16 protein-coding genes are annotated in these 16,897 nt (G+C 69.0%); 9 read left to right on the top strand and 7 right to left on the bottom strand.

The window, feature by feature from the left end; translation table 11 throughout:
• Positions 1-37 precede the first annotated feature (37 nt).
• Positions 38-967 carry an oxidoreductase gene (locus J7357_RS05520; RefSeq protein WP_209245298.1) on the bottom strand — a complete coding sequence of 310 codons (930 nt, stop codon included), beginning with the start codon at positions 965-967 and terminating at the stop codon, positions 38-40.
• Positions 964-2,016, bottom strand: coding sequence for an MBL fold metallo-hydrolase (locus tag J7357_RS05515; protein ID WP_209245297.1), 1,053 nt, complete (start codon positions 2,014-2,016; stop codon positions 964-966). The genes J7357_RS05520 and J7357_RS05515 overlap by 4 nt, the downstream gene beginning before the upstream one ends.
• A 92-nt stretch (positions 2,017-2,108) precedes the next feature.
• On the opposite strand from J7357_RS05515, the gene J7357_RS05510 reads away from it, so the two are divergent.
• Positions 2,109-2,741, top strand: a complete 633-nt coding sequence (locus tag J7357_RS05510; RefSeq protein ID WP_209245296.1) for a TetR/AcrR family transcriptional regulator — start codon at positions 2,109-2,111, stop codon at positions 2,739-2,741.
• A 33-nt stretch (positions 2,742-2,774) separates the two neighbouring features.
• Here J7357_RS05510 and J7357_RS05505 read toward each other — a convergent pair whose 3' ends face one another.
• From J7357_RS05505 to J7357_RS05490, 4 genes are all read right to left on the bottom strand, one after another.
• Positions 2,775-3,125 carry a VOC family protein gene (locus J7357_RS05505; RefSeq protein WP_209245295.1) on the bottom strand — a complete coding sequence of 117 codons (351 nt, stop codon included), beginning with the start codon at positions 3,123-3,125 and terminating at the stop codon, positions 2,775-2,777.
• Between the two features lie 188 nt (positions 3,126-3,313).
• Positions 3,314-3,616 carry a TfoX/Sxy family protein gene (locus tag J7357_RS05500; RefSeq protein WP_244667310.1) on the bottom strand — a complete coding sequence of 101 codons (303 nt, stop codon included), beginning with the start codon at positions 3,614-3,616 and terminating at the stop codon, positions 3,314-3,316.
• 139 nt (positions 3,617-3,755) lie between these two features.
• Positions 3,756-4,478 (bottom strand): DUF6597 domain-containing transcriptional factor, encoded by a 723-nt coding sequence (locus J7357_RS05495; protein ID WP_209245293.1) that lies wholly within the window; start codon positions 4,476-4,478, stop codon positions 3,756-3,758.
• An 82-nt stretch (positions 4,479-4,560) separates the two neighbouring features.
• Positions 4,561-5,529, bottom strand: a complete 969-nt coding sequence (locus J7357_RS05490; RefSeq protein WP_152235722.1) for a LysR family transcriptional regulator — start codon at positions 5,527-5,529, stop codon at positions 4,561-4,563.
• Positions 5,530-5,637: 108 nt separating this feature from the next.
• Here J7357_RS05490 and aceB point away from each other — a divergent pair, with 108 nt between their 5' ends.
• The 4 genes from aceB (at position 5,638) to J7357_RS05470 (ending at position 12,664) form a co-directional block, all read left to right on the top strand.
• Complete coding sequence (gene aceB / locus J7357_RS05485) at positions 5,638-7,278, top strand: malate synthase A (RefSeq protein ID WP_209245292.1); 1,641 nt, start codon at positions 5,638-5,640, stop codon at positions 7,276-7,278.
• Positions 7,279-7,423: 145 nt separating this feature from the next.
• Positions 7,424-8,719 carry an isocitrate lyase gene (gene aceA / locus J7357_RS05480; RefSeq protein WP_209245291.1) on the top strand — a complete coding sequence of 432 codons (1,296 nt, stop codon included), beginning with the start codon at positions 7,424-7,426 and terminating at the stop codon, positions 8,717-8,719.
• Between the two features lie 246 nt (positions 8,720-8,965).
• Positions 8,966-10,009 (top strand): GGDEF domain-containing protein, encoded by a 1,044-nt coding sequence (locus tag J7357_RS05475; RefSeq protein ID WP_209245290.1) that lies wholly within the window; start codon positions 8,966-8,968, stop codon positions 10,007-10,009.
• Between the two features lie 27 nt (positions 10,010-10,036).
• Positions 10,037-12,664, top strand: a complete 2,628-nt coding sequence (locus J7357_RS05470; RefSeq protein WP_209245289.1) for a putative peptide modification system cyclase — start codon at positions 10,037-10,039, stop codon at positions 12,662-12,664.
• On the opposite strand, the gene J7357_RS05465 is transcribed toward J7357_RS05470, so the two are convergent.
• Positions 12,616-12,972: an NHLP-related RiPP peptide gene (locus tag J7357_RS05465; RefSeq protein ID WP_019799789.1), complete on the bottom strand. Its 357-nt coding sequence runs from the start codon at positions 12,970-12,972 to the stop codon at positions 12,616-12,618. The two genes, J7357_RS05470 and J7357_RS05465, sit on opposite strands and share 49 nt — an antisense overlap.
• A gap of 140 nt (positions 12,973-13,112) precedes the next feature.
• Between J7357_RS05465 and J7357_RS05460 the strand changes: the two genes are divergently transcribed.
• The 4 genes from J7357_RS05460 to J7357_RS05445 all read left to right on the top strand — a co-directional run bounded on the left by J7357_RS05460 (position 13,113) and on the right by J7357_RS05445 (position 16,888).
• Complete coding sequence (locus J7357_RS05460) at positions 13,113-14,297, top strand: putative peptide maturation dehydrogenase (protein ID WP_209245288.1); 1,185 nt, start codon at positions 13,113-13,115, stop codon at positions 14,295-14,297.
• Between the two features lie 411 nt (positions 14,298-14,708).
• The gene (locus tag J7357_RS05455) at positions 14,709-15,257 is read left to right on the top strand and encodes a hypothetical protein (protein WP_209245287.1); all 549 of its coding nucleotides are present in this window, start codon (positions 14,709-14,711) and stop codon (positions 15,255-15,257) included.
• Positions 15,258-15,309: 52 nt separating this feature from the next.
• Entirely contained in the window at positions 15,310-15,900 is a 591-nt protein-coding gene (locus J7357_RS05450; RefSeq protein WP_209245286.1) for a hypothetical protein, read from the top strand.
• A gap of 31 nt (positions 15,901-15,931) precedes the next feature.
• On the top strand, positions 15,932-16,888 hold the full coding sequence (locus J7357_RS05445) for a papain-like cysteine protease family protein (protein ID WP_209245285.1): 957 nt from the start codon (positions 15,932-15,934) through the stop codon (positions 16,886-16,888).
• Positions 16,889-16,897: the final 9 nt, after the last annotated feature.

Below are 16,897 nucleotides of genomic sequence, written 5' to 3'. Positions count from 1 at the left end.
GCTCCTACGAAGGCGCCCTGCTGGCGCCGCGGTGCAGTCAGAACGCCACGCCAGCCAGCGTGCACGCCACCTCCCACAACCGCGCGGCCACCTGCGGGTCGCGCGCCTGCCGGGCGATCCTGGCCGGAGCCGGGTCGCCTGTCAGCTCGAACAGGCCGTCGGGCCCGTAGTACCCGCCGGGCTGGGCGTTCGGCGAGGTGGCGGCGTAGAGCGTGGGCAGCGCACCGGCGGCGGCGGACTGGGTGATCCATGCGCCCAGCCACTGGGTCGCCGCGCCGATCGCGGTGCGGCGACCGTCGACCGCCGGGCCATTGGCGATCAGCGCCGTCTGCGCGAAGCCGGGATGCGCGGCCAGCGCGCGCACGCCCCAGCCCTGCGCGTCGCTGCGCCGCTGCAGTTCCAGCGAAAACATCAGCATCGCCAGCTTGGATTGCCCATAGGCCTTCCACGGCCGGTAGGGACGTTCGCACTGCAGGTCGTCGAAGTGGATGCGGCCTTGGCGATGCGCCAGGCTCGAGAGGTTCACCACCCGTGCTTCCGGCGCGGCGCGCAGCAGCGGCAGCAGCTGCGCGGTCAGTGCGAAGTGGCCGAGGTAGTTGCTGCCGAACTGCAGTTCCAGGCCGTCGGCGGTGGTCTGCCGCTGCGGCGGCGCCATCACCCCGGCGTTGTTGATCAGCAGATCCAGCCGCGGGGAGCGCGCCGCGATGCGCTCGGCGAAGGCGGCTACCGATGCGAGCTGCGCCAGGTCCAGGGCTTCCACGCGCACGTCGGCCGCCGGATGTGCGGCCAGGATCGCCTGCCGCGCAGCCTTGCCCTTGCCCGGGTTGCGGGCGGCCAGCACTACGCTGGCGCCCGCGCCGGCCAGGGCCAGCGCGGTCTCGTAGCCGAGGCCGCCAGGGCTGGCACCGGTGACGATGGCGATCTTGTCGCGCTGCGACGGCAGGTCGGACAGGGTCCAGTGGCTCACAGCGACACCCCCTGCGCCAGTGCGCGCCACCAGCGCTCGCCGTGCGCGGGCTGCGCCAGGTCGACGCGCTCGCCCATGCGCGGTGTGGCCAGCGCCACGCCGGCGGCGTCGGCCAGTGCCGCGAGGCGTTCGAAGGGTTCGTGCCAGGCGTGCATGGCCAGGTCGAAGGTGCCGTTGTGGATCGGCAGCAGCGTGTGTCCACCGATGTCCAGATGCGCCTGCAGAGTCTGCTCCGGCTGCATGTGCACGTGCGGCCAGTCGACGTCGTAGGCACCGTTCTCGATCAGGCTCACATCGAAGGGCCCCAGCCGCTCGCCGATCGCCTTGAAGCCGTCGGAGTAGCCGCCGTCGCCGCTGAAGAACAGCTTCAGGTCGGGCGTCTCGATCGCCCACGAACACCACAGCCGGCGCCCGCGGTCGAACATGCCGCGGCCGGAGAAATGCTGCGCCGGGGTGGCGGTCAGCGTCACCCCGTCCACCGTGGTCGACTGCCACCAGTCCAGTTGCCGGATCTTGTCCGCGGCCACGCCCCAGCGCTGCAGCAGGTCGCCCACGCCCAGCGGGGTCACGAAGGTCCCGACGCGCTCGGCGAGGCGGCGGATGCTGGCGCGGTCCAGGTGGTCGTAGTGATCGTGCGAGAGGATCACCCCGGCGATCGGCGGCAACGCGTCCAGCGCGATCGGCGGTGCGTGGAAGCGGCGTGGGCCGGCGAACGGAAACGGCGAGGCGCGCTCGGAGAACACCGGGTCGGTCAGCCACAAGCGCTCGCGCAGCTTGAGCAGCACCGTGGAATGGCCAAGCCGGTACAGGCTGCGGTCGGGCGCCGCCAGCAACTGTGCGGCGGTCAACGGCAGCACCGGCAGCGGCTGCGCGGGCACCGCCTCGGGCGACTTGCGGGTCAGCAGATGCCACAGGATCCGCAGGGTCCCGGCCAGGCCGGGCGCGCCGCTGGTGCCCGGGGTGGCGTTGCGGAAGCGGCCGTGGCGGTACTGCGGCGACGCCAGATGCGCGGGCGGAACAGGGGACAGCGAGGAAGCGGACGCGTACATGGCAGCAATCCTTGGAAGACGAGCGCGAGAATTACACTACACAGTGTAGTTTCCTTTTCGTGAAAGTAAACTGGTCGGTGTAACATCTGCCCATGGCTTCTCTTTCCACACCCGCATCGGCACGGCTGACCGAGCGCAAGCGCCAGGCGATCCTGGAGGCGGCGATCGCCGAGTTCCATGGCCATGGCTTCGAGGCCACCAGCATGGACCGCATCGCGGCCAGCGCCGGCGTGTCCAAGCGCACCGTCTACAACCATTTCCCCAGCAAGGACGCGCTGTTCGACGAGATCCTGGTGCAGCTCTGGCAGCGCAGTCTGGACACGGTCGGCGTGCCCTACGATCCGCAGCGGCCGCTGCGCGCGCAACTGCTGCAGTTGCTGCAGCAGAAGCTGCAGATGTTCGACGATCCCGCCTTCCTGGGCCTGTCGCGGATGGCGATGGTCGAAGGCCTGCGCGCGCCCGAGCGTGCGCGCGACCTGGTCGCGCGCCTGGGCAGCAAGGAGGAGGGTACCCTGGTCTGGTTGCGCGCGGCCCTGGCCGATGGGCGGCTCAAGCCGCTGCAGCCCGAGTTCGCCGCGCAGCAGTTGCATGCGCTGATCAAGGGCTTCGCGTTCTGGCCGCAGTTGAGCATGGGCCAGCCGCCGCTCAGCCCTGAGCAGCAATCCGAGGTCGCCGCGTCGGCGACGGACATGTTCCTGGGGCATTACGCGCGGGATCCGGACTAGCCCGTCCGCATCGCCGCGCGTGCGCAGCGGGCATCAGCCCTCGCACCACACTGCCAGTTCGTAGCCGTCGCGGTCGGCGAAGTGGAAGCGGTGTCCGCCCGGAAACGCGAACACCGGGCGCACGATGCGGCCGCCGGCGGCCTCGATGCGGGCCTGGGTCGCGGCGAGATCGTGGGAGTACAGCACCACCAGGGCGCCGCCGGCTTGCGGCGTGCCGTGGAAGAAGCCGCCGCTCAGGCGGCCGTCGCGGAATTCGCAGTAGTCCGGGCCGTAGTCCTGGAAGGTCCAGTCGAAGGCCTGGCCGTAGAAGGCCTTGGCCGCGGCGATCGAGGCGACGGCGAATTCCAGATAGTCGATGCGGTGATGCTGCTCGGCGCGGGACATGGGCGGCTCCTGTGGACGAGCCGCCAGTATCCATCGCCGGGGCGGCGCCGGCTTGGCGAAAACGGCCAGCATGCGTGCCGCCGTTGGCGAGCGGCGGCGTCCTGCTTCGGTCGAGCGACACGCCGGTTTCCTGCAGCGACGTCGCGCCGACGCCGCGCGCGGCCGGCCTGGGAAGGCCGGCACTGCGCTCACTTCGGCGGCAGCGTGCGCACGAAGGCGGTTGCCTCGCGCAGCAGGCGCGCGGCGAGCGCGTCGTCGGCGAAGGTCTCTGGCGCGACCCTGATCCAGCCCGCCATGGCCCGGCCGCGCGACAGCATCGGCACGATGCCGGGGATCGCCAACGCCCATCCGTCGTTTCCCTTGCCGAGCCGCACTAGCACGCCGTCGTCGCGTGCGCCGCACAGCAGGTGGCCGTGCAGCAGCCAGGCCCAGCCGCCGAACATCGCTTTCTCGGTCAGGCCCGGCCGCGCTTGGAGCGCGTCGCGCAGCATGTGTTCCAAGCCTGGATCTCTGGCCATGTATCACCTCGGGTCCGCGTCTGTCGGCACGGTAACAAACGGCGCCACACGAGGCTTCAGGGACGATGCCGTGGCGGCGCCGCCGCGCTGCGTGGCGACGTCGCAGGCCAAGTCAGCGCGCGTGCCGCTGCACCAGCTCGCGCGGGCTCAGGCCGGTCAGTTGCCGGCTGTCGCGCACCAGGTGCGGGGCGTCGCCGTAGCCGGCCTCCAGCGCCGCCGCGGTCAGGCTGGGATGCTGGCGCGCCAGACCCAGGAAGCGCTGCAGGCGCAGGATGCGCTCCAGGGTCTTGGCGCCGTAGCCGAACGCGGCGTGGCTGCGTCGCCGCAGGGTGCGTTCGCTGACGCCCAGCGCGGCTGTCAATGCGGCCAGCCGCGGCGGCGTCGCGCCGGCGAGTTGCGCGAACAGCCAGGCCATCGCGCGGTCGGCCTGCAGCGGGCGGCTGGCGCACAGCGCGTGCAAGGCCGCCAGCGGATCGGCGGCATCCTCCAGCCGTGCCTGCCAGTCGCGGCCGCGGACGCCCCACAGCGCGTCCAGCGGCACGCGCTGGTCGGCGATGGCCTGCAGCGGTACACCGAGCAGGCTGGCGCCGGCCCCTGCCGCCAGGCGCACGCCGCTGAGCACACTGCCAGGCGCCAACGTGGCGTCAGTGGCGCGGCGATCCGGTCCGGCGACGAACAACGCGCGGCCGTCCCAGATCAGGTCGACGCAACCGTCGGGCAGCACCTGCGTCGCGGCGGTGTCGGCCTCGCCCTGGCGGAAACGCCAACTGCAGCGCAGGCGGTCGCGCAGCGCCGGTGGTGCGTCGGCTTCGGCGTAGCGGGAGGGCAGGGACACGGGCGGTCGGTGGTGTGCAGCGGGCGTGCCGCCACGGTAGCAGAGCCCGGTGGTGCCGCTGCGGAGCGCGGGTGTGGCGTCTCTACCGCTCCGACGGCCCGCTCTCGTCGTAGCCGCGCGGGGTGAACAGGTCCGGCTGGATCAGCTCGATGAAGGCGCGCGCCTGCGGCGACAGGTACTTGCCCTTGCGCACCACCACGCCGTAGCTGCGCGCCGGGAAGTAGTCGCCCAGCGCGCGGGTGGCCAGGCGCGCGCGGTCGGCGTCGGTGAGGCAGATCGAACTGACAATGGAGACGCCCATGCCCATCGCCACGTACTGCTTGATCACTTCCCAGCCGCCGACCTCCAGCGCCACGGTGTAGGGCACGCGTGCCTGCTGGAACACCAGGTCGACCAGGCGGTAGGTGACCTGGCGCCGCGGCGGCAGGATCAGCGGGTAGGGCGACAGGTCTTCCAGGGTCAGCTTCGGCTTGCGCGCCAGCGGATGGTCGTGCGGGGCGATCAGCAACTGTTCGAACCGGTACACCGGGGCGTAGCTGAGGTCGGCGGGGACATCGAGCATGGAGCCGACCGCCAGGTCCACCGCGTCCTCGCGCAGCAGGTCGGTGCCGTCGGCGCTGATCGCGTTGTGCAGGGTCAGCCGCACCTGCGGGTGGCGTGCACGGAAGGCCTCCACGATCTTCGGCAGCAGATAGAGGATGGTGGAACTGTTGGCGGCGACATTGAGCTCGCCGGCGTCCAGCCCGCGCGCCTTCTCGCGGAAGTCCGCCTCCAGCCGGTCCAGGCTCTCCACCAGCGGCTGCGCCATCTCGTACAGCAACTGGCCCTCGCGACTGGGCACCAGGCGCCGGCCGCTGCGCTCGAACAGCACCACCCCCAGCTCCCGTTCCAGCGCCTGCAACTGCAGGGTCACCGCCGGCTGGCTGACGAACAAGGCCTCCGCGGCCCGCGACACCGCGCCCAGCCGCACCGTCTGGCAGAACGCGCGCAGCGGTTTGAGCCGGTCGGATTTGTAAGGAAATCGCGGGGTTGCAGTGCTGCCCGTGGCCATGACGTGATGGATATAAGTCCCACTTATATAAAGCATTGACAAAACTGCTTTGTCAAATACATGCGCCGGCAGCACGGTGGAGCCCCGGAAACATCGAGGAATCCCCACATGTCCGCCCCCGCTTTCGCTGTCGCTCCAGACCCCACGCGTTCCACGCCGGGGATCGCCCTGACCACCTCGCTGGCCGGCCAGGACGCCCTGCTGCCGCCGCCGCTGCTGGCCCTGCTGGTGTCGCTGCACCGGGCGATCGAGCCGGAGCGGCAGGCGCGGCTGGCGGCGCGGCGCGAGCGCCAGGCCTTCTTCGACGCCGGCGGCCTGCCGGACTTCCGCGACGACACCCGCGCGATCCGCGAGGGCGACTGGCAGGTGGCGCCGCTGCCCGAGGCGCTGCAGGACCGCCGGGTCGAGATCACCGGCCCGACCGATCCGAAGATGGTCATCAACGCGCTGAACTCCGGCGCCAAGGTGTACATGGCCGACTTCGAGGACTCGACCGCGCCGACTTGGCGCAACCTGGTCGCCGGCCAGCGCGCGCTGGCCGAGGCGGTGGCCGGGACGCTGACCTTCACCGCGCCGGCCGCGCGCGACGGCAGCCCGGGCAAGCGCTATGCGCTGCGTCCCTACGAGGAACAGGCAGTGCTGATCGTGCGCCCGCGCGGCTGGCACCTGGACGAGAAGCACGTGCTGGTCGACGGCCAGCCGCTGGCCGGCGGTCTGTTCGATGCGGCGCTGTTCGCCTTCCACAACGGCCGCGCGCTGCAGGCCAAGGACCGCGGCCCGTACCTGTACCTGCCCAAGCTGCAGTCGATGGAGGAAGCGGCGCTGTGGGAAACCGCGCTGGCCCACATCGAGGACATGCTCGGCCTGCCGCAGGGCCAGATCAAGGTCACCGTGCTGATCGAGACGCTGCCGGCGGTGTTCGAGATGGACGAGATCCTGCACGCGCTGCGCGGGCGCATCGTCGGCCTGAACTGCGGCCGCTGGGACTACATCTTTTCCTACCTGAAGACCTTCCGCCGGCATCCGGACCGGGTGCTGCCCGAGCGCGGCCAGGTGACCATGACCCAGCCGTTCCTGAAGGCCTACTCGGAACTGCTGATCCGCACCTGCCACCGTCGTGGCGCGCATGCGATGGGCGGCATGGCCGCGCAGATCCCGATCAGCCACGATGAGGCGGCCAACGAACAGGCGATGGCGCGGGTGCGCGCGGACAAACTGCGCGAGGTCACCGCCGGCCACGACGGCACCTGGGTGGCGCACCCGGCGCTGATCCCGATCGCCCGTGCGGTGTTCGACGAACACATGCGCACGCCGAACCAGCATGCGGTGCGCCGCGAGGACGTGCAGGCCGACCGCGACACGCTGATCGCCCCGTCCACCGGCACCATCACCCGCGCCGGCTTCGAGGGCAACATCGAAGTGTGCGTGCGCTACCTGGCGGCGTGGCTGGACGGCAACGGCTGCGTGCCGATCCACCACCTGATGGAGGACGCCGCCACCGCCGAGATCAGCCGCAGCCAGTTGTGGCAGTGGCTGCACGTGGGCGGCCTGCACCTGGACGACGGCACCGCCATCGACTTCGCCCTGTTCGACGCCTGCCTGCGGCAGTTGCCGGCACGGCTGGGCGAGCGCGCGCTGCTGCCGGGCGGGGCGCGGGTGGACGAGGCCATCGCCTTGCTCGACCGCCTGACCCGCGACGAGGAACTGGCCGACTTCCTGACCTTGCCGGCCTATCAGTTGATCGATTGATTGGAAGCCGGGAGTGGGGAGTCGGGAATGGGGAATCGTGGAAGCGATGTCCCTGTGTCTGATCCCTGCCGAGCCTTCCAAGCTCGTTATCCGGCACACCCCCCACCGTTTCATCGCTGCATCCATTTTTCGAGGAGAACGCCAGATGAGCACCACGTTGCAGACCGCCGAACAGATCCAGCGCGACTGGGACACCGATCCGCGCTGGGCCGGGATCACCCGCAACTACACCGCCGCCGACGTGGTGCGCCTGCGCGGCACGGTGCACGTGGAGCATTCGCTGGCCCGGCTCGGTGCCGAGAAGCTGTGGAAGTACCTGCACGAGAAGGAATTCGTCAACGCGCTGGGCGCGCTGACCGGCAACCAGGCGATGCAGCAGGTCAAGGCCGGGCTCAACGCCATCTACCTGTCCGGCTGGCAGGTCGCCGCCGACGCCAACCTGGCCGGGCAGATGTACCCGGACCAGTCGCTGTACCCGGCCGACTCGGTGCCGGCGGTGGTCAAGCGCATCAACAACACCCTGCTGCGCGCCGACCAGTTGCACCACGCCGAGGGCAAGGACGAGATCGACTTCCTGCAGCCGATCGTGGCCGACGCCGAGGCCGGCTTCGGCGGCGTGCTCAACGCCTTCGAGCTGATGAAGGCGATGATCGAGGCCGGCGCGGCCGGCGTGCACTTCGAGGACCAGCTGGCCTCGGTCAAGAAGTGCGGGCACATGGGCGGCAAGGTGCTGGTGCCGACCCGCGAGGCGATCGAGAAGTTGAACGCCGCGCGCCTGGCTGCCGACGTGATGGGCGTGCCGACCCTGCTGGTGGCGCGTACCGACGCCGAGGCCGCCGACCTGGTGACCAGCGACATCGACCCGAACGACCGCCCGTTCACCACCGGCGAGCGCACCGTCGAGGGCTTCTTCCGTACCCGCAAGGGCCTGGACCAGGCGATCAGCCGCGGCCTGGCCTACGCGCCCTACGCCGACCTGATCTGGTGCGAGACCGGCAAGCCGGACCTGGAGTTCGCGCGCAAGTTCGCCGAGGCCATCCATGCCAAGTTCCCCGGCAAGCTGCTGGCCTACAACTGCTCGCCCAGCTTCAACTGGAAGAAGAACCTGGACGACGCCACCATCGCCAAGTTCCAGCGCGAGATCGCCAGCTACGGCTACAAGTTCCAGTTCATCACCCTGGCCGGCTTCCATGCGCTGAACTACTCGATGTTCAACCTGGCGCACGGCTACGCGCGCCGGCAGATGAGCGCCTTCGTCGAACTGCAGGAGGCCGAGTTCGCCGCCGCCGACCGCGGCTTCACCGCGGTCAAGCACCAGCGCGAGGTCGGCACCGGCTACTTCGATGCGGTGACCCAGGCGATCCAGCAGGGCCAGTCCTCGACCACCGCGCTGACCGGCTCGACCGAGGAAGAACAGTTCCATGGCGAGAAGGCGGCCTGACCTGCAGCCAGGCGCCGATCGATCGCCCCTCCCTGGCAGGAGGTGGGAAGCCCGGGTTCGCCCGGGCTTTTTTTGCCCGCGCCGCGGCGGCGGCCGGAAGATGTCTACCGCGTGCGACAGATCCATGCGGCAAGGCCTTGCATGTCTCTTGCGGGCACGAGATTGGCTGTGAAACGTATCGTGAGCGCCATGTGTAGGTGATATGCTCCGCAGACAGGGGCCAGCGACGTCAGATTAGGGGGCCGGATGAGCTGCGACAGCGCCGCATCCACCGCACGCGGCACAATTTCCAATGCTGCGGTCGCTCCGAAGCCGAACGAGGTGGCGGTGCTGACCGCCGCGGAACTGCGCCTGTTTTCCGAATTCGGCCGCGCCCGCACGGTGCGCGCCGGCGACGTGCTGTTCCGCCGCGGCGACGGCGGCAGCGCCATGTTCGTGATCACCAGCGGCGTGATCGATCTGGATTTCGGCGAGGACCTGGTGGTCAAGCACCTGGGCCACGGCGAATTCTTCGGCGAGCTGGGCCTGCTGATCGGCAACCACATGCGCAGCGCCGACGCGCTGGCCGCCAGCGACGGCGCGCTGGTGGAACTGGATCACGACGACTTCCAGCGCCTGGTCGAGCGCGACCCGGGCGTGGTCGCCTACTTCCTGCGCCGCACGATCGTGCGCGTGGTGATGAACGAGCAGACCCTGATCCGCCAGCTGCGCCGGCGCAACCGCGACCTGGAAGCGGCGCTGGACAACCTCTACGCCACCACCCACCAGCTGAGCCAGACCGAAGAGCTGGTGCGCACCGACGAACTCACCGGCCTGCACAACCGCCGCGGGCTGATCCTGCGCCTGCAGGAGTGCCGCCGCGACGGCCGCTCGCCCGGCCCGGGCCTGTTGCTGATCGACTGCGACCGCTTCAAGCACATCAACGACGCCCACGGCCACCTGGTCGGCGACCGCGTGCTGCAGAACGTCGCCAACATCCTGCGCTCGGTGGCCGGGCCGGACGACATCGCCTGCCGCCTGGGCGGCGACGAGTTCTGCCTGCTGGTGGCCGCCGGCAACGTCGAGGACCTGCGCCGCATCGGCGAGTTCGTGCTCGCCACCGTGCAGAACCTGCTGGGCGTGCCGCACCCGGCGCCGCACATCTGCCCGGTCAGCATCGGCATCAGCCGGGTCGATCCGCACTCGGACTGGAACGACTGGTACGCCAACGCCGATGCGGCGCTGTACGAGGCCAAGCGCCAGGGCGGCAACCGCCTGTACTGGCACGATCTCGCCTCCGCCAACTGCTGAGCCACCGCGTCCCGCCGAGCCGCCGCCATGACCGACGCCATCGCACCGCCGCCCGAGGTCCCGCAGCTGCGCACCCTGCTGCTGACCGACCTGTGCGACTCGGTGGCGCTGGTGGAAAAACTCGGCGACGCCAACGCGGCCGAGCTGTTCAAGCGGCACGACTCGCTGGTGCTGGAACTGCAGCAGCGCTGGCGCGGGCGCCTGATCGACCGTTCCGACGGCCTGCTGCTGTTGTTCGAACGGCCGATCGACGGCCTCGGCTTCGCCCTGGACTACAGCCGCGGCCTGCGCGAGCTGGGCACGCAGCGCAAGCTCGACCTGAAGGTGCGCGCCGGCCTGCACGTGGGCGAAGTGCTGACCTGGCGCAACAGCGACGCTGCCGTGCAGGTGGGCGCCAAGCCGCTGGAGGTGGAAGGCCTGGCCAAGCCGACCGCGGCGCGGCTGATGACCCTGGCCCGGCCCGGGCAGATCCTGCTGTCGGCGGTGGCCGAGTCGCTGACCCACCGCGCCGCCCGCGAACTGGGCGAGCGCGGCGAGCGCCTGTTGTGGAAATCGCACGGCCGCTGGCGCTTCAAGGGCGTGCCGACCCCGCTGGAGATCTACGAAGTCGGCGAGATCGGCCACACCCCGCTGCGCGCGCCCAAGCCCACGCCCAAGGCCTGGCGCGACATCCCGCTGTGGCGGCGGCCGGCGGCGCTGGCGGCGGAGGCCGCGCTGATCGCCGCGTTCGCGCTCGGCGCCTGGTTCGTCACCCGCCCGCAGCCGGCCATCGCCTTCGCCGAACGCGACTGGGTGGTGGTGGGGGATCTGCGGAATCTGACGGGCGATGTGGCGTTGGACGATTCGCTGCAGCAGGCCTTTCGCATCAGCCTGGAGCAGTCGCGCTACGTCAATGTGCTCAGTGATCTGAAGGTGCGCGATACGCTCACGCGGATGCGCCGCGATCCGGAGCACACGCCACTTGATCGCGCCACGGCCTCGGAGATCGCGCAGCGCGACGGCGCGCGCGCCGTGCTGCTCGCCACGGTGTCGGAGGTCGGCGGGCGGGTGCGCGTGAGCGCGGAGGTGGTCGATCCGCGTACGCAGGCGACCGTCTATGCCGAGTCCCGCGACGGCCGCGGCGCTGGCTCGGTGCTGGCGTCCATCGACGCGGTGACCGCTTCGCTGCGCGAGCAGTTGGGCGAAGGCGAGGAGGTCATCAGGAAGAATTCGCCTCCGCTGCCCAGCGTCACCACCAGCAGCCTGGACGCTTTGAAGGCCTATGCGATCGCGATGAAGTACTTCACTCGGCGTGATTTCCGATCCGCCGATCAGTACTTCGTCAAGGCGGCGGAGATCGACAAGGACTTCGCACTGGCCTACATGGGATCGATGCGGGTCGAGATCTCCACCGCCAACAATCGCGCGGCGTTGCAGTACCTGGCCAAGGCCATGGCCCTGCGCGACCATCTGTCCGAGCGCGATGCGCTATACCTGGATGCGTGGGCGAGCGAACTGGGGCCGTACCCGTGGCGGCAGGCCAAGCAGAAGTGGAAGATGCTGTCGGAATTGTATCCGGACTACTACGCCGGCGCGGCGCAGTTCGCCTGGGACGAGTTCACCGAGGGCAATTACGCTTCCGCCGAGCATAGCGTGCAGAAGTTCGCGGTGCCGCAGAATCCGCTGCGCGACGTGGCGTTGGAATTGCAGGGTCGCATCTACCTGGCGCAGGGCCGTTACGGCGACGCGCTGAACGCCTTCAAACAGGCCGAGGAACTTGGTGGCTATCCCGCAACCCGACGCCACGCCGCTGCGTTCGCTGCGATGAAGGACTATCCGGCAGCTGGCAGGATCATGGCGGCACTGGCGGCGTCAGGAGCAGCGTTGACCGACCACTTCGAACAGATTTCCATTCCCTTGGACCAGGGGCGCTTGGGCGATGCCGCCGCCGCCGCGCAGGCGGCGGTGGCTGCGTCGGCGGATGCCGAGCCGGTGATCCGCTATCCCCTGCAGATCGCGCAGCAGGCGGTCGCCTTCGTCACCGATCCGCGGACGGTGGATCGGGCGATGCTGGCGCGGATCGCTGACGAAGCGCTGGAGCGTGCGGTCCACGGCGACGCTGGCGATCGCGACGATCTTGTGATCGTGGCGATGTCGGCGATCCGCCTGGCCCAGCGCAGCGGCGACCACACGCTGTACGACGTCCACGCTGCGCAGCTCGCTTCGCTGGTCACGCAGTCTGGCTTCCCGCCGATGATCAAGCTGCTGTCCCTGCTGCGGGCGCAGCAGTTCGTCGATAGCGGAAATCCCGAGCGCGCGGTCGCCTTGTTGCGTGAACAGATCGATGGCCGGGAGCCGTATCAACTCCACGTCAGCCTGCGCGACGCGTTGCTCGCGGCCGGCGAGAAGAAGCAGGCCCTGGCCGAAAACGACTGGTTGGTCGCGCGCCGCGGCCTGGCGTACATCGAACCGATCGGTGGATTGGCCCTCCAATCGATGAATGTCGCCGATGCGAACCTAGCAGTGGTAAGTACCACGGAAATCCTGGCCAGCCTGGGCCAGACCGACCAGGCGCGGCAGAAGGCGGCAACCTTCCGTCGCGCCTGGGCGGGGCAAGCGCTACCGACCTATTTGGCGGTCAGGCTGGCGACAACGGAACCTGCTTCGAAGCAGTGAACGACCGTATGCGTGCCCTCGGCGGTGAGGTAGGCCAGCAGCAGTTCCAGGGCTTCCTGGATTTCTTCCTTGCTCGCCAGGTCCGACGTGCACAGGCAGGTCGGCTCCTCAACCGCGGCGGCGGCGCGTTGATCGGACAAGCCGAGGCTACGCAGCGCCGCGCCCGGATCCTGCGCGAACAGCGCGCGGAAGTCGTCGTCGGTGGACAGAAGCGTGAGCAATTGCTGGGCGGTGGCGAGATCGAAGGGCGGATGCCCCTGCGGCTGATCGGTCATGGTGTAGTCCCCTGTTTCGATATTGGTGGACATGCGATGTATGCATGGCGGCGGTGCGGTTGCCTCGGGCGCTGCCAGCAGCGATCGGGTCCGCGACGGTATCCTAGCAGTCCAGCATCTCTCCAATGTGGCCAATCGATGCAGCACTTAAGCACGGCGGAAACGAGGGATGCATGCGCGTGAGACGCTGCTCCGTGCTGTTTGTCGAGGCGCGGGAACATGTGGCGTTCGACATGACCAGCCTGCTTCGTGGTGGTGCCGGATTGCGTCGCCGGCTGGCCTGGGTCGCCCTGGCGCCGCATCTGGATAGTGAGCTCGAACTCGACGCGGTCGACCTGCCGCTGCTCGGCCAGGTCAGTCCCACGGAATGGGTTGAGCGCGCGCAGTTGACCGATCATGCGGACGACGCGATCGAGCGGGCGCTCGAACGCGGTCTGCTGATCGGCGACGACGCGCGCTCTGCCGCGTTTCGCGAGCGCGACGAGGCATTGCGGTCCGCCTATTGGTGGCCAGCTGCCGCCGTGGCGCACTGGGCAAGCCGTTGGCAGGGTATCGACGGAGTGACTGCGATGGAACGCAACGGCATGGTGTCCGCCCCGGACCTGCGCCGCAAGCTGGGCGCGCCGCCGCCGGAGGTGCAGGAGGTCGGGTCCGGCCTTGCCAGGATTCCATTGCCGCGGCTGGACGATGGCGCCTTTGAGGCCATGCTTGCGCGTCGCGTTACCTGTCGCAATTACGACGATGCTCGCCCGCTGCAGCACGCGCTGTTCCTGCGAATGTTGCAGCGGGTGCTGATGGCGCGGGCGACGCTGAAGGTCCAGGACGACACGGTGTTCCTGAAGAAGAACGTGCCGTCCGCCGGCGGGCTGCACCCGACCGAAGCCTACCTGCTGATACGCCGGGTGGAAGGAATCGAACCCGGCCTGTACCACTACCACCCTGTGGATCACGCGTTAACCCAGCTGCCGTGCCCGGGACCGGACATCGATACCTTCGCGAGGGTGGCGCTGGCCGGGCAGCATTGGTTCGCCGACGCTCACGTGCTGGTCCTGCTGGCGCCGCGATTCAACCGGACGTTCTGGAAGTATCGCCAGCATGCGAAGGCCTATCGCGCGCTGACTCTGGACGTCGGCCACATCTCACAGGCGCTGTACTTCTCTGCCACCGATCTGGGGTTGGGCGCGTTCGTCACCTCTGCCATCAATGATGTCGATCTCGGCAAGGCACTGGACCTGGATCCGATGCGCCAGAGCGTCATGGCGATCTGTGGCTTCGGTTGGCGGTCCGAGCACGCAGCGACGACCGAGTTCGATCCCGCATGCGATGTCTGGGCGGCGGAGCCGCCCTCGCGGGTCTGAGGGTCTCGCCACGGTCGGCTGACCGCCGCCATTCAGTGCGAAGCGTCGCAACTGTGGTGCTTGCGCAGCGAGCGATGGATCGATGGCGAAGCGCCCGATACGCGTGACTTTTCGCATTCCGCGTCCCCTTCTGCCGACAAGACAGCGCGTTCTTTGGCCTGGCGCCATGGCGCCTGCGGCAGTTCGCTGGCGCTGATGTGGTCATGGGCATCGACAGGGCAGTTGCGGCGCGTCGAAGCGGTGCTGATACGTGCACGACAGCGTATCTGCGTTCGCCGATACCGTAACGATACTTCGATCGCGACGTCGTTGCCCCTAACGTCTGCCCTGTCGGTTCTCGCCACGCCGGGATTGCGAAGCGCAGCAGCGCCGACGCCAAGTCGCCTTCGGTCCAATCCTCCAGGAGCACACATGAAAAACATGACCTTGCGCAACAACAGCAATTACGTGGCCCAGTTCGTGGTCACGAAGGACCAGTTGGTCGTCGCGCGCATTCCGGGCATCGAACCCAATGCCACGATGCTGGTGCCGACCGACAACACCTACCAGGTGATCGCCACCGCGGTCATCGACGGCAATACCTACATCTCCGCGCCGCTGGACGTGTCCGGGCCCACCGGCTTCCTGGCGCAGGTGCTGCAGGTCCGCTCGCAGGGTACCTACGAGTTCAACGTGCGGGAAATCGCCAGCCGCAATCCGAACCAGTTGCAGTTCCAGAAGACCTGCCTGAGCCCGGTCACCTTCACGATCACCAAGAACGGACGGGCGCTGCAGAGCGTGGTGGTGACCGACTCGTTCGAGGTGCAGCCGCTGAACATCGGCGATACGTTCTCCATCTATGCCGTGGTCAACGGCGTCACCACCGACACGGTGGTCACCAGCAACCCCACTGCCACCGTCACCGCCGTGACCGACACCAGCGATCTGGAAAGCGGCTACGCGACCCTCGATCTGAGTTGAGCGCACGTCCGGCCTGCGCCCGCGGGCCGGATTTCCGCCGGAAGACGCGATCATGACGAACGAACGCGGCGCACCGCTGCAGCTACGCAATCGCACGCGCATGGATGCACGCCTGCGCTTCCACTGCGACAGTCGCGTGCTGTGGGACACCCTTCTGCAGGCTGGTGCCGTGCTGGACGTGCCTGACCTGGCTTGTGCCGACATCGAGATCGAGGTCGGCCATCTGGATGCGCAGACGCAGGTGACCAGCAGGATCTGCACGCGTATCGCGGGCGGTATCGGCCGCAGCGGCACCGAGACGCCGCTGCTGGTCGCCAAGATGCTGGCCGGCGGCGGCAGCCGCGGTTTCGTCGTCGAACAGGAGGCGCCGGTGCAGGCCGGCGTCGTCGCGCTGCTGAATCTGACCGCGGTGCCGGTGCGACTGCGCTGCCGATTTCTCGGTACGCCGTTCGCCTTTGTCCTGGATGTGCCGCCGCAGACCGAACACGTCGTGCGTCCATCTTCCATACAGATGGCGGCGACGCTGGAGGGCATCACCACCGCGGCGTTGCCGCTTGTGCCATGGAGCGGCAGCCGCGTCGCGATCGACCTGTCGCAGGAGACCGAAGAACCGCAGTTGCACTGGACCCCGGCACGGCCGTGATCCGCCCCAACCATGCCGCAGGAGCATCACCATGGACAAACCCACACTCATCTTCAAGAGCGCGATCCCGCAAGGCGCTGTGTTGACCTACGCATTCACCGACAGTACGCCGGGCGCGAAGCCCGTCAAGTTTTCGCTGGCCCAGGACGGCACGATGGAGCACAACTGCGGCGACGATGTGCCGCCGTGGACGGTCGCCTACTACGTCAACGACGACAAGCAGGGACAGCTGCTGTCCCAGGGCCAGTTTCAGGTGCAGCAGGGCGACTCGACGATCACCGTGAGCCACGGCTACTACTCGACGGTCGCCCCGTCCTCGGCATCGTCGCCGGCAGGCGCATGGGCAGCCGACACGGATGATGCGTCGCCGTCGTCGACCGCCGCCGGGTCCTCGTCGCTTCCACAGGCAGGGGCGACGTCTGCCGTGTCGGCCGAGCAAGCGGCCGGGTTTTCCGCGCCGCACGCCGACGCTGCAGCGATCGTTGTGCCGCCACAGCGGTCTTTGCATGCCGACATCGCCGACTTCGTGCAGCAGGCGCAGTTGCAGACCCAATGGTGCTGGGCCGCGGTCGCGTCGTCGGTGGCGGCCTTCTATGCGCCGCCCAATCCCGAGTTCAGCCAGTGCCGGCTGGCCTGCTGGGCGACCGGTGCGGACAGTTGCTGCACCGACGGCAGCAGCACCGTCTGCAACCAGCCGCAGTTGCAGAGCCAGGCGTTGCAACACGTGGGGCATCGCCGCACGTCCAGCAGCGGACGGCTGTCCTTCTCCGAGATCCGCACGGAAATCGACGCCGGTAGGCCCATCGCGGTCACCGTGCACTGGGCCGGCGGTGGTGGCCACGCGGTGGTGATCAGCGGTTACGCCACGCTGCAGAACCGGGCGTACGTCAGGGTGCAGGATCCAGCCGGCGCAGCGACCGCGCTGGTCGCCCTGGATGACTTCCCCAATGGCGGCACCTGGAACTGGACCGTCACCACCCGCGCTTGAATCTGGAGC

Source organism: Xanthomonas sp. D-109 (genome assembly GCF_017746095.1).
In the GTDB taxonomy this organism is placed as follows: Bacteria; Pseudomonadota; Gammaproteobacteria; order Xanthomonadales; family Xanthomonadaceae; genus Xanthomonas_A; species Xanthomonas_A sacchari.
The sequence above is the reverse complement of the archived record's forward strand: the minus strand, read 5'-3'. Positions and strand labels throughout refer to the sequence as shown.

Coding starts and splice junctions, on each gene's coding strand:
- J7357_RS05510 (WP_209245296.1), top strand. CDS start 2,109: ATGGCTTCTCTTTCCACACCCGCATCGGCACGGCTGACCGAGCGCAAG.
- J7357_RS05465 (WP_019799789.1), bottom strand. CDS start 12,972: ATGTCCACCAATATCGAAACAGGGGACTACACCATGACCGATCAGCCG.
- aceA (WP_209245291.1), top strand. CDS start 7,424: ATGAGCACCACGTTGCAGACCGCCGAACAGATCCAGCGCGACTGGGAC.
- J7357_RS05475 (WP_209245290.1), top strand. CDS start 8,966: ATGAGCTGCGACAGCGCCGCATCCACCGCACGCGGCACAATTTCCAAT.
- J7357_RS05450 (WP_209245286.1), top strand. CDS start 15,310: ATGACGAACGAACGCGGCGCACCGCTGCAGCTACGCAATCGCACGCGC.
- J7357_RS05515 (WP_209245297.1), bottom strand. CDS start 2,016: ATGTACGCGTCCGCTTCCTCGCTGTCCCCTGTTCCGCCCGCGCATCTG.
- J7357_RS05505 (WP_209245295.1), bottom strand. CDS start 3,125: ATGTCCCGCGCCGAGCAGCATCACCGCATCGACTATCTGGAATTCGCC.
- J7357_RS05500 (WP_244667310.1), bottom strand. CDS start 3,616: ATGCTGCGCGACGCGCTCCAAGCGCGGCCGGGCCTGACCGAGAAAGCG.
- J7357_RS05445 (WP_209245285.1), top strand. CDS start 15,932: ATGGACAAACCCACACTCATCTTCAAGAGCGCGATCCCGCAAGGCGCT.
- J7357_RS05455 (WP_209245287.1), top strand. CDS start 14,709: ATGAAAAACATGACCTTGCGCAACAACAGCAATTACGTGGCCCAGTTC.
- aceB (WP_209245292.1), top strand. CDS start 5,638: ATGTCCGCCCCCGCTTTCGCTGTCGCTCCAGACCCCACGCGTTCCACG.
- J7357_RS05490 (WP_152235722.1), bottom strand. CDS start 5,529: ATGGCCACGGGCAGCACTGCAACCCCGCGATTTCCTTACAAATCCGAC.
- J7357_RS05460 (WP_209245288.1), top strand. CDS start 13,113: ATGCGCGTGAGACGCTGCTCCGTGCTGTTTGTCGAGGCGCGGGAACAT.
- J7357_RS05470 (WP_209245289.1), top strand. CDS start 10,037: ATGACCGACGCCATCGCACCGCCGCCCGAGGTCCCGCAGCTGCGCACC.